Origin of the sequence: Aureimonas sp. AU22 (genome assembly GCF_001463745.1) — a bacterium.
Classification (GTDB): Bacteria; Pseudomonadota; Alphaproteobacteria; order Rhizobiales; family Rhizobiaceae; genus Aureimonas.
On sequence record NZ_BBWJ01000004.1, the window covers coordinates 39,829 to 51,591 of the forward strand.

Below are 11,763 nucleotides of genomic sequence, written 5' to 3' on the forward strand. Positions count from 1 at the left end.
CTTCCCGTTCCCGCTCTCCCGAGGTTCCGATCCATGAACATCACGTCCCCCGAAGCCGGTCCGGCTGCGCCCGTTGCCCGCGCGTCCGCCCTCATCGTCGCCGCCCATCAGCTTCTCACCCTGCTCGAACGCGGCCAGCGGATCGACAACGCCGATCTTCGCATCGCCATGGAAACGGCCTTCGAGGCTTCCGACACGAGTGGCGCCTGGGACTGGAAGACGGCCTACGAAGCCTGTGAAGGCGCGACCGTCCTGTTCCTGCGCAAATACGGACGTGCGCTTTTCCGTAAAGCCGGCACTCCGGCTGCACGGCTGTCCGCCCTGTCGAAAATCACCGGCCTTCTGCCGACGCACACCCGTCGCTCCGAGGAATCCCAGGCGCTTCAGCAATTCTCGACGCCGGTCCCGCTCGGCCTCGCTGCTATCGCGGCCGCCGCGATCACACCGCACGACATTGTGCTGGAGCCGTCGGCAGGCACGGGTCTTCTCGCGATCCTCGCCGAGATCAGTGGTGGCTCGCTACTCCTCAACGAACTGGCGGAAACCCGCGCCGATCTGCTTGGCCAGCTCTTTCCAGCCCTTGCCGTCACGCGGTGTGACGCCGCCCAGATCGACGACCACCTTCCGGCGTGCGCGGTCCCTTCCGTCATCGTGATGAACCCGCCCTTCTCAGTGATGGCGCACGTCTCCGGTCGGGTCGCCGACGCCGCTGCGCGTCATGTTGTTTCGGCCCTGGCGCGGCTTGCCGATGGTGGGCGTCTTGTGACGATCACCGGCGCGAACTTCGGGCCCGAGCAACCGGCCTGGCGCGACACTTTCATTCGGCTTCAGGAGCGTGGGCGCATCGTCTTCACAGCGGCGATCCACGGCTCGGTCTATGCCAAGCATGGTACGAGCATCGAAACGCGGCTCACCGTCATCGACAAGCTACCGGCCGAAGACCCGGCCGCGTTCCCTGGCTCCGCCGACGTTGCGCCCGACGTCGCCACGCTGCTCGCATGGATCGAAGCGCAGATTCCACCGCGCCTGCCGGTCGCACTGCCCGACATCACGCCGCCCGTGTCGGCCTCGGCGCCGTGCACCGTGCGGGGTTATCTCGCACGCACCGCCACTGAGCGTCCGACCGCATGCTCGACCATGGACCCGCAGGGCGTTGAACTCGCCTACGACACGATGGACTGGACGCCACCGGAAGGCGCCCACCTCACGGACGCGATTTATGAAGAATATGGATTGCAGTCGATCCGTATTGCCAGTTCTCAGGCGCACCCCACCAAGCTCGTGCAATCGGCGGCCATGGCGAGCGTTGCACCGCCCAAGCCCGCCTATCGGCCGATGCTGCCCGCGAACATCACCGATCTCCTGTCGGACGCCCAGCTCGAAACCGTCATCTATGCCGGCGAAGCCCATTCGGACTTCCTCGCCGGCTCCTGGACCGTCGATGCGACCTGCGATCTCGTGCAGGCAGCCAAGCCCGATGCCGAAAATGCCGTGCGCTTCCGGCGCGGCTTCATGCTCGGCGACGGCACCGGGGCCGGCAAAGGCCGTCAATCTGCCGGCATCATCCTCGACAACTGGCTGCGCGGTCGCCGCAAGGCGGTCTGGATCTCCAAATCCGACAAGCTGATCGAGGACGCGCAGCGCGATTGGTCCGCGCTCGGCATGGAGCGCCTGCTGGTCACGCCGCTGTCGCGCTTCCCGCAAGGCCGGCCGATCACGCTGTCGGAAGGCGTCCTGTTTGCAACCTATGCCACGCTACGGTCCGACGACCGTGGTGAGAAGGTTTCCCGTGTCCGGCAGATCGTCGAATGGTTGGGCTCCGATTTCGATGGAGTGATCATCTTCGACGAGAGCCACGCCATGGCCAATGCCGCAGGCGGCAAGGGAGAACGCGGCGACGTTGCCGCCTCACAGCAGGGACGCGCGGGCCTTCGGCTTCAGCACGCCCTGGCCAACGCGCGCGTCGTCTACGTGTCGGCTACCGGCGCGAACACCGTCCACAATCTCGCTTATGCCCAGCGGCTCGGCCTGTGGGGCGGTGAGGATTTTCCGTTCGCCACCCGCGCCGAATTTATCGAGGCGATCGAGGACGGCGGTGTCGCGGCCATGGAAGTGCTCGCCCGCGATCTGCGTGCGCTGGGCCTCTATACCGCCCGATCGCTCTCCTACGATGGCGTCGAATATGAGCTGATAGAGCACGCCCTGACCGACGAGCAGCGGCGCATCTACGATGCCTACGCCAGCGCCTTCGCCGTCATCCACAATCATCTCGACGCCGCGATGCAGGCGGCCAACATCACCGGCAGCCCAGATAGTGGGGGAGCCACACTGAACCGGCAGGCCAAGTCCGCCGCCCGCTCGGCCTTCGAGTCCGCCAAGCAGCGTTTCTTCGGCCATCTGCTCACGTCGATGAAAACGCCCACGCTGATCCGGTCCATCGAACGTGACTTGAATGATGGCCACGCCGCTGTCGTCCAGATCGTCTCGACCGGCGAAGCGCTGATGGAGCGCCGGCTGGCGGAAGTCCCGACAGAGGAATGGAACGATATTCGTGTCGATATCACGCCGCGGGAATATGTCCTGGACTATCTGGCCCATTCCTTTCCGGTCCAGCTCTACGAGCCGTTCACGGATGGCGAGGGCAATCTGTCCTCGCGCCCGGTATATCGCGACGGCCACCCCGTTGAGAGCCGCGAAGCTGTCGCGCGCCGTGACGAGCTGATCGAACGTCTTGCGTCTTTAGCACCCGTTCCGGGGGCGCTCGACCAGATCGTACAGCGCTTCGGCACAGATATGGTCTCCGAGGTGACGGGCCGCTCCCGGCGCATCGTCCGCAAGGGGGAACGCTTCACGGTCGAAAACCGCGCGCCATCCGCCAACCTTGCCGAGACGGCTGCGTTCATGGACGACCTGAAGCGCATTCTCGTGTTCAGCGACGCCGGCGGCACCGGCCGCAGCTATCACGCCGAACTATCGGCGAAGAACCAGCGTCTGCGCGTGCATTATCTGCTCGAACCCGGATGGAAGGCCGACGCCGCCATTCAGGGTCTGGGCCGCACCAACCGCACCAATCAGGCGCAACCGCCGCTGTTCCGCCCGATCGCCACGAACGTCAAAGCCGAGAAACGCTTCCTGTCCACGATCGCGCGCCGGCTCGATACGCTGGGCGCGATCACGCGCGGTCAGCGCCAGACCGGCGGCCAGGGCCTGTTCCGGCCCGAGGACAATCTGGAATCGAGCTACGCCCGCGATGCGCTGCGGCAGCTCTATCTCCTGATCGTACGCGGCAAGGTCGAGGGCTGCTCGCTGGGGCGCTTCGAGTCCGCGACCGGCCTGAAACTGACGGACGATAGCGGCATCAAGGACGAATTGCCGCCGATCACCACATTCCTCAACCGTCTGCTGGCGCTGACCATCGAGCTTCAGGGCATCCTCTTCACCGCCTTCGAGCAATTGCTCGACGCCAAGGTGGCCGGAGCCATCGCCAGCGGCGTCTATGATGTCGGGCTGGAAACGCTGACGGCGGAGAGTTTCGTCGTTAGTGAGCGCACGACTATCTACACCCATCCGGCAACGGGCGCGCAGACGCGGCTGCTCACCATCACCGAGCGCCGCCGAAACCAGCCAACCACGCTCGATACGGCGCTCGACTGGCTCGACGATCCGCATGCCCGGCTGCTCATCAACGCGCGTTCGGGACGCGGTGCTGTCCAGGTGCCGGCGCCGTCCATCATGTTTGACGACGGCGAGATCGAACGTCGCGTCCGCCTGATCCGGCCGATGGAACAGCACCACGCAACCCTCGCCATGATGGAAGACAGCCATTGGCAGGAAGCCGATCGCGACAGCTTTGCAGCGGTCTGGCAACGGGAAGTCGCCGAAGTGCCGGCCTATACCGATGGCGCCATCCACATGGTCAGCGGTTTGCTCCTGCCGGTGTGGAAGCGCCTGCCGAACGAGTCGACGCGCGTCTATCGGCTCCAGACCGACGATGGCGAACGCATCATCGGGCGGCGGGTTTCGTCCGCCTGGGCCCTGAATGCCGCCTCGACGGGAACGGCCAACCTCAGCAGCGATGATGCCTATGCCGCTCTGGTGGATGGTCGCACCATCCTCGACCTGGCCAGCGGGCTCCAGCTTCGCCGCGCGCGCGTCATGGGCGCGAACCGGATCGAACTGTCCGGCTTCACCGACACCGTGCGGGATCGCCTGCGCGCCTATGGCCTCTTCAGCGAGATCATCTCGTGGAAGCTGCGCTTCTTCGTCCCGGTCGATGCCTCTGGTCCCGCCATCATCGGCAAGCTGCTCGCCACCTATCCGGTCGAGCGGATCAGCGAGCGTGAGGCAGCGTGATGGCTCGGCGGGACGCTTCGGAACTGGCAGACCGTCTCGGCCGACAGGCCGAGGCGGTCTGCCGTCACCATCTCTCCAACGGCCACCGGCAGGGCAACTACTGGCAGGTTGGCGATGTGCGCAATGCCGCAGGCCGCTCCATGTTCGTGCGCCTGCATGACACCCCGAAGGGACCAGCGGGCAAATGGACCGACGCCGCCACCGGCGAACATGGCGACCTTCTCGACATCATCCGGGAATCGCTCGGCCTCATCGACTTCGCAGACGTTGCTCAAGAGGCGCGCACCTTCCTCAGCCTGCCGCACCCCGAACCGGAGCCAACATCACGCCGCGGACTGGCACCAGCGCCATCGGGGTCGCCCGAGGCGGCACGCCGTCTCATCGCCATGACGCAACCGATCACCGGGACCATTGTGCAGACCTATCTGCGCAGACGCGGCATTGCGCTTTTGCACGGAACCGGAAACCTGCGCTTCCACCCCCGCTGCTACTACAAGCCCGACGATGGCCCGACCGAGACCTGGCCCGCCATGATCGCCGCCGTCACCGACCTCGCTGGCAAGATCACCGGCGCGCACCGCACCTGGCTTGCGCCTGACGGCTCCGACAAAGCCCCCATAGACACTCCGCGCAAGGCGATGGGCGATCTCCTCGGCAATGCCGTCCGCATCGGTGCGCCCGGCAGCGTGATGGCGGCAGGCGAAGGTATCGAGACCATGCTGTCGCTCCGGCAGGTCCTGCCCGATATGGCGATGGCGCCGGCGCTTTCGGCGGCACATCTGGCCGCCATCCTGTTCCCGCCAACGCTTCGACGACTCTATATCGTCCGAGACGACGATCCGGCCGGTGACGGCGCGCGGGACATGCTGATCGAACGGGCGAACGCCGAGGGAATCGAGGCCATCCCATTGTCGCCAGCATTCGGGGACTTCAACGAGGATCTCCGGCGGCTCGGTATCGATGCGCTTCGGGCAGGCGTTCGAGTACAGCTCGCTCCGGAGGACGTCGCACGCTTCATGGACGTGGCCGCTTAGCCGGCAGGGGCTGACAGGTGGCGCGCAGCCGCCATGCCGCAACGATGCGCCAGTGACGGCAAGAGGAACGCGCCTCGGCCTTCGAGAGGGCGATCGGCCATCAGCCGAGCCGGATCGGCAATGGCTGCGGCCGACGATTTTCCGGCGACCCTTTGGGTCTTTCCATCGCGAAACAAAATCGTCGGCCTTCGCCATCCTCCGCTGACGCTTCGGCCCTTCGACCCACGCTCAGGGTGCAGGTCCGTCCCGCCCGACGGCTTCGTCGCCATGAAGGCCGCGACGGTCGCGGTCCTTGCCGACGGAGCATCCCATGAGCGAGCACGACGACTACGAACCACACCACGAGTCATCCCCGACCGACCATCTGATCCAGGACTTGCAGCTCCACGGTTACCGTCCCTCAGAGGACGAGTTGGACCAGCGCCCGTCACCGGAAGACCGCATCATCGAAGGCGCTGTCGCCGACATCTTCGACGCCCTGGTCGCCACGATCACCGACACCAGCCTCGACTTCGATCTCCCCGATCTGCTCTGGTCGACCGTCAATATGTTCCACCGCGCCGTGGACCGCATCGAACAGAAGCTCGACGACAACGAGCAGGCGCAAAAGCAGCTTCAGCGCGAACAGGATGGCTCCGAGGTGAAATCCCTCCAGCTCGAGCGCCTGATCGACATCGGCATGAACCTGATCGACCGCCGCGACGGCATGGAAGCTTTCCGCGAAGCCGCCGCCGAACACTATCGTATCGCCACCGGCTCACCCTGGTCGCAACGCACCGGATCACGGGTCAACCATCGCCACCTCACCGCGTCGCTGATCGACAGCTGGGATTTCCTCGCCGCCAGGAGGCGCGCGGATACCGAGGTACTCGTACCAGCCGGCCCGAAGATCGCCTTCTCGGGCGGTGACACCGCCGACCACAAGCAAATCTGGGCCAAGCTCGATCAGATCCATACCAAGCACCCCGACATGGTGCTGCTGCATGGCGGCTCGCCGAAAGGCGCCGAAAAGATCGCTTCCCGCTGGGCCGACAGCCGCAAGGTGCCGCAGGTCGCCTTCAAGCCGGACTGGACGAAGCACGCCAAGGCCGCACCGTTCAAACGCAATGACCAGATGCTCGGCATCGTGCCGATCGGGGTCGTGATCTTCCCCGGCACGGGCATTCAGGACAACCTAGCCGATAAGGCCCGCAAGATGGGCATCCCGGTCTATAGGTTCGGCTCGGGCGGCGCGTAAGCGCCGCCGGGACCGGCCGCCTTGAAAAATGATGGCAATTCTTATATGATGCTATCATCGCTATCAAACTTGTAGGAGGCGCTATCATGCCCGCAGTGACGATCAGGAATCTGTCCGACGCAACGCATCGTGCCCTCAAGGTGCGGGCGGCGCAGCACGGCCGCAGCGCCGAAGCGGAAATGCGCGACATTCTCGAAATGGCTGTTCGTCCCGATACGCGCCTCCGGCTCGGTACGGCGCTCGCGGAACGCAGCCGTCGCCTCGGCTTGACCAATGAGGATGTGGACGCCCTCGACCAAGCTCGTGACAAGGCGCCCGCCAAGCCGATGAGCTTCGAATGATCCTCCTCGACACCAATGTCATATCGGAGGCGATGAAGCCCGCTCCCGACGAGGCCGTACGCGCTTGGCTCGACGAGCAGGCAGCGGAAACGCTCTTTCTCTCCAGCGTCACCATCGCCGAGCTGATGTTCGGCATCGGCGCGCTCCCCGAGGGCAAGCGCAAGGAGCGTCTCACCGAAGCCCTGGATGGGGTGATGGAACTGTTCGCAGACCGCGTCCTCCCGTTCGATATCGATGCTGCGCGCCGCTATGCGGATCTCGCCGTCAAAGCCCGAACGGCCGGGAAAGGCTTCCCTACTCCCGACGGCTACATGGCAGCGATCGCAGCCGCCAAGGGGTTTGCCGTCGCCACGCGCGACAGCAGCGCATTCGAGGCCGCGAATGTCACGGTCATCGATCCCTGGAAGGCCGGGCGCTGACATCCGGCCACCGGCAGCGCAAGTGACGCCAGCCGAGCCGGCAGCAATAGTCCACGCGGCATGCAGACAACCCGGTCTCCTGATCGGACGACTACCTCCGCTTCAAGACGCTGATCCTTGGGTTCAGCCGATGGCCTGACGCCATCAACCCTTAAAGGGTCGGACTACGCATAGCGTGCCGCCGCTCCGGCTTCGCCTGCACGGTGATTGCGGCCACCGGCCGAACTCTTCGGGCGCCTGTCAGCGGGGGATGGACCTCCGCTCAAACAGGAGCCAGGTCGATGTCCTTCCAAACCGCTCACGCCTTCGCCTTCAGCCTCGCCACCACCCTGATGGCGGCCATCGTCATCTATCGCGCCGGAGACGGCACGCTCTCCGTCACCCCGGCGTCGGAATATGACGGCGATGAAAACGCCATCGTCGGCGAAATCGACCCCTTCGCCTCATGAGGCGAACCGGGTCGCGCAGTCGGCGGACGCTTCACGCTTCTGCTCCCCCCGCAGCTCGAATTCTGCTAATCTCGCATGTGCGCCGTGGTGGTGGTGGAGGCGCGTCCGTCTGACATTTGACGAAAGACACCACCATGATCTTCATCGGTATTCTCCTCAGCATCGCCGCCATCGGTTTCCTCTGCTGGCTCCTCTTCACGCTTGCGGTGTTCGCTCTTCCGTTCTTCGCGGGCGTGACTGCCGGCACATGGGCCTACGGCACCGGCGCGGGCTGGCTCGGCGCGATTGTCGTCGGCTTTGTCGCCGCCGGGCTGACCTTCGGCATCGGCCAATTCCTGCTCGCCACCGTCCGTCCGACCTGGGCACGCCTGCTCATCGCCGCAGCCTTCGTCGCCCCCGCCGTCGTCGCCGGATTCCATGCCACCCATGGGATCGTGAAACACACCATGCCATCGGAGACATGGCAGACCGTGTTCTCCGTCATCGGAGCGATCGCGGTCGGCATCGTCGCCTTCGTGCGCATCACTGGAATGGCGGCCTCCGACCCATCTGCCGGGCATGTGTCCCACGCCTAAACCCGCAGCGCCCATCGCGGCGGGATCCAGCGGCACATACCTTTGCCCTCCACGCCATCTGGTCGCCCGATGAGGAAGCGGCATCGCGAAGCATCGGCTGCGCCCACCTGTCACGGAAGGATGGAGCGCGTCGGGGCGGCAACGACATCGTGGCCGGCAGCCCCTCAGCGTCGAGGCGTTTCGTCAGAGCTGGCGGAATGGCGAAATGCGCGGCGCAGGCCTGTTCAAGGGAGGTCTACGCCTGTGATCGCCGGTCGGACTTCCCAGGCCAATGCGAAGGTCGCCGCCGTCTCCGCCGTCGATCCGTCCAGCACCCGCGCCAAAACGGCCTCTTCAATGGCCTGATCTGGCCGAAGGACGGCTGTGCCTCGAGCGCCTAAGCCACAACGGCTGGCCCCGACTTTCTTCCCCTGCCGGCTGCGCCGTCATTCCTCGCGAAACAACAAAGTCGCGCCTGCGCCATCCTCCGCTTTGCTGCGGTCGCAAGCGATGTGCCGTCGCTCGCCTCCGTCCGGTCGATCGCCATCGAGGCCGCAATGGTGCGGGCTCGAAACGGAAAATGGAGACTTACAATGGCGACCATCGGCACCTTCAAGAAGACCGGCTCGAACGAATTCGGCGGCGAAATCGTCACCCTCAGCGTCCAGGCCAAGGGCGTGCGCATCGTCTCCGACCTGCGCGCCAGCGGCGAGAACGCCCCCAGCCACCGGGTCCTAGTCGGCCGCGCCGAGATCGGCGCCGCCTGGTCCAAGCGCTCCAACGAGGGCCGCGACTATCTGGGCCTCAAGCTCGACGATCCGAGCTTCAACGCTCCGATCTACGCCAACATCTTCGATGACGAGGACGGTGAAGGTTACTCGCTGATCTGGTCCCGCCCCAACGGCCGCCGCGCAAACTGAGGCGGCGTCACGAGGCCCCGGCCGAAAGGTCGGGGCCGCCTTCCTGCTCAAATCGCACCCGATCGCAGATGCGTGCCCCAAATAGTTGGGTCACACCGAAGGCGCACTCTTCCAGCTTTACTGCAAAAGCCAGCCCGCAGAACCTTCGCTTCACTGACGACAACGCCTCGATTGCCCGAATCAGCAAATCGGCGCCAGCCCAACACGGCCCTTCGTCAACCTCTTTGAGCTGGCAGAAACGGGCCAATACGACTAAAATAGCCGTAGTTCTGGAGCGCGCGCCGGTTGCGATGGGAGGTGATCATGCATGATCACCGCCCGACAATCACGGGCCGCACGCGCGTTGCTGGGTTGGACACAGGAGACGCTCGCTGACAAGGCCCGCCTATCGCTGACCGCGCTCAAGCGCCTCGAATCCGAAAGCGGGCTCGATGTGTACGAGACGACGCGCGATCAGGCACGCAGGGCCTTGGAAGCTGCCGGCATCGTCTTCCTGTCGACCGACCGAGGGCAAGGAGTGCTGCTGGTCGATGATCGCGGAAACAAGCCGAACCGATCTACAGGCTTACGCTGACCTGTGGGCAGCCAGGTTCCTCATCATTCGCACTGCCTCCATTTCGGATCAAACATGGATAATAGACAGGCACCGCATATTCGCCGAGTCTGCACCATGACCGCACCATTCCAGGACCTAGCGCCATCGGGGCAAGATCTCACCGATTACGACAAGTCGCACGCCAAACTATACATGCGCTTGCTGGATGCGGCCGCTGACGGCGCGCATTGGGAGGAAGCCGTGCGGGTGCTGTTCGACCTCGATCCCGCCCGCGAACCCGAACGCTGCCGCCGCATCCATGACAGCCACCTCGAACGCGCCCGCTGGATGACACACACCGGCTATCGGCACCTCCTGCGACCGGCTCACCGCTGAGAGGTTTGCGAACCGGCGTGATGCCCTTTCGACATCACGCAATGCCCTCCTCCGGGCTTCCAACACCCTCGTCGCGCCCCGAAAAATCACACGCTCGACTTACGCGCACAAAGCGGGAGAGTTGATGCGATGAGGCCCGATACATCGAACTGGCGAGACGACCGCAGCTACGATTTCTTCGATACACTGCCGATCGAAGGTCTCGCCTGGGAGTGCCTTCGCAGATACCGCCCTTATCAGGACGATTACGCCAATCTGGTCGATGCTGGCGCCGAGACTCAGCCGCTGCCTGACGACAGGCAGCAGCGCTGGGGGTTGCGATTTCCCTGCAAGACCAGGTCGTTCTGCCCTACAGCAACAGGTGGTGTGGTCGCCGCAGAGCGATCCCGCCGTCCTCTTTCTGACAGCACGGCCGACCTTTCTGCCGTCCAGCTCAAACAGCCTCGCCGACAGGTTCGCTGCGGGCCGTGATAGCCCTGAAGGAGCCTATGCCGGTCTTCCCGAGCACGACCTCCAGCTACTCTTCCTACCCGGCATATCCGCAAACGACCAGCTTGCGGCGGTCGTCCCCATCGATGACGACATCCTCGATCGCATTGATGCGCTGACACGCCTCGCGCGCGCCTGGCTCCAGCGTCCGCCATTGCGCGACACGCGCATGACCGCCGAGCAGCGCCGCCGCTTTCGCCTCAAACTTCGAGCTGCCGACGGCCGCATGAACGGCGCGACCTATCGCGACATCGCCATCGCAATCTATGGCGCGGCGCGCATCGATACCGAACCTTGGAAGACCTCGCCGCTGCGGGATACCGTGATCGCCTTCGCCGAAGCCGGATTGGCCCTCATCAATGGCGGCTATCTGCACCTGCTTCGGCATCGTCGGCGCACCTAGCCTGCGCCAACAACAGGGGTGGGGAATTTAGCCATCCCAAGTCCCCCATCCATCCCGCCGGAGGTTCTCCGCCGCCGTTGTCGCTGTCAGCCGCTGATCGCCAGCGGCCCCCAGCAACCCCACGGAGGCCCGCCCCATGCGACCCGATACCGCCGCGCTCCCGCCACGCTACCTGCGGACCAAGGAAGCCGCTGAATTTCTCAGCCTGTCCGCGCGCACCCTAGAAAAGCATCGCACCTACGGCACTGGTCCAGCCTATCACAAACTCGGCGGGCGCGTCGTCTATTCGGTCGACGATCTGGAGACCTGGGCCGAGCGTGGCGCTGTGACCTCGACGTCCGATCCGCGCGGCTCTGTGCTTCCCGCAAAGCGCCAAACGCTACCGACCGGCCAGCTCGCCGGCCGATACGCACGCTGATCGTGGCTGGTCCCTTTCATGGTGGTGCGTCGTCGTGACCCTTCGGAGCGTGGGCAGCTCGACCTGTTTCGCGCGCTTCCCGGCGACTTCGCGCCACGAGACGCGCAGGATCTCATGGCCTATCCTCTTCTCACTCTCGAAATCGCACCGCATAGCGCCGATCGACTTCTCGGCGGGCGGCGTCTCCATCCGGGTTGAGGCCGTTCCCGATCATT

Annotated in this window: 13 protein-coding genes and 1 pseudogene; all 14 read left to right on the top strand. The window is 64.9% G+C overall.

What is annotated here, in order from left to right:
* The first annotated feature begins 33 nt into the window (after positions 1-33).
* The gene (locus tag AUL34_RS00720; protein ID WP_061929696.1) at positions 34-4,353 is read left to right on the top strand and encodes a strawberry notch family protein; all 4,320 of its coding nucleotides are present in this window, start codon (positions 34-36) and stop codon (positions 4,351-4,353) included.
* Positions 4,353-5,387, top strand: coding sequence for a toprim domain-containing protein (locus AUL34_RS00725; protein ID WP_061929700.1), 1,035 nt, complete (start codon positions 4,353-4,355; stop codon positions 5,385-5,387). Before AUL34_RS00720 ends, AUL34_RS00725 begins: the two co-directional genes overlap by 1 nt.
* Positions 5,388-5,697: 310 nt before the next feature.
* Positions 5,698-6,624, top strand: a complete 927-nt coding sequence (locus AUL34_RS00730) for a DUF2493 domain-containing protein (RefSeq protein WP_061929703.1) — start codon at positions 5,698-5,700, stop codon at positions 6,622-6,624.
* Between the two features lie 86 nt (positions 6,625-6,710).
* Positions 6,711-6,965: a hypothetical protein gene (locus AUL34_RS00735; protein WP_061929706.1), complete on the top strand. Its 255-nt coding sequence runs from the start codon at positions 6,711-6,713 to the stop codon at positions 6,963-6,965.
* Entirely contained in the window at positions 6,962-7,384 is a 423-nt protein-coding gene (locus AUL34_RS00740; protein WP_061929709.1) for a type II toxin-antitoxin system VapC family toxin, read from the top strand. The genes AUL34_RS00735 and AUL34_RS00740 overlap by 4 nt, the downstream gene beginning before the upstream one ends.
* A 281-nt stretch (positions 7,385-7,665) precedes the next feature.
* Positions 7,666-7,833 carry a hypothetical protein gene (locus AUL34_RS22475; protein ID WP_012110101.1) on the top strand — a complete coding sequence of 56 codons (168 nt, stop codon included), beginning with the start codon at positions 7,666-7,668 and terminating at the stop codon, positions 7,831-7,833.
* A gap of 134 nt (positions 7,834-7,967) precedes the next feature.
* Positions 7,968-8,408 carry a hypothetical protein gene (locus AUL34_RS00745; RefSeq protein ID WP_061929712.1) on the top strand — a complete coding sequence of 147 codons (441 nt, stop codon included), beginning with the start codon at positions 7,968-7,970 and terminating at the stop codon, positions 8,406-8,408.
* Between the two features lie 572 nt (positions 8,409-8,980).
* Positions 8,981-9,307 carry a DUF736 domain-containing protein gene (locus tag AUL34_RS00750; RefSeq protein ID WP_061929715.1) on the top strand — a complete coding sequence of 109 codons (327 nt, stop codon included), beginning with the start codon at positions 8,981-8,983 and terminating at the stop codon, positions 9,305-9,307.
* 307 nt (positions 9,308-9,614) lie between these two features.
* Positions 9,615-9,881, top strand: coding sequence for a helix-turn-helix transcriptional regulator (locus AUL34_RS00755; protein ID WP_045811379.1), 267 nt, complete (start codon positions 9,615-9,617; stop codon positions 9,879-9,881).
* A gap of 96 nt (positions 9,882-9,977) precedes the next feature.
* On the top strand, positions 9,978-10,238 hold the full coding sequence (locus AUL34_RS00760; RefSeq protein ID WP_047167743.1) for a DNA -binding domain-containing protein: 261 nt from the start codon (positions 9,978-9,980) through the stop codon (positions 10,236-10,238).
* A gap of 129 nt (positions 10,239-10,367) precedes the next feature.
* Entirely contained in the window at positions 10,368-10,709 is a 342-nt protein-coding gene (locus tag AUL34_RS22760; RefSeq protein ID WP_244492399.1) for a transcriptional regulator domain-containing protein, read from the top strand.
* A complete protein-coding gene (locus tag AUL34_RS00765; protein WP_370539013.1) occupies positions 10,603-11,130 on the top strand; it encodes a DUF2285 domain-containing protein in 528 nt (175 codons plus the stop codon). Before AUL34_RS22760 ends, AUL34_RS00765 begins: the two co-directional genes overlap by 107 nt.
* Positions 11,131-11,266: 136 nt before the next feature.
* Entirely contained in the window at positions 11,267-11,548 is a 282-nt protein-coding gene (locus AUL34_RS00770; protein WP_061929720.1) for an AlpA family transcriptional regulator, read from the top strand.
* Between the two features lie 18 nt (positions 11,549-11,566).
* Positions 11,567-11,762, top strand: a pseudogene (locus tag AUL34_RS22765) (replication protein); the annotation flags it as partial.
* Position 11,763: the final 1 nt, after the last annotated feature.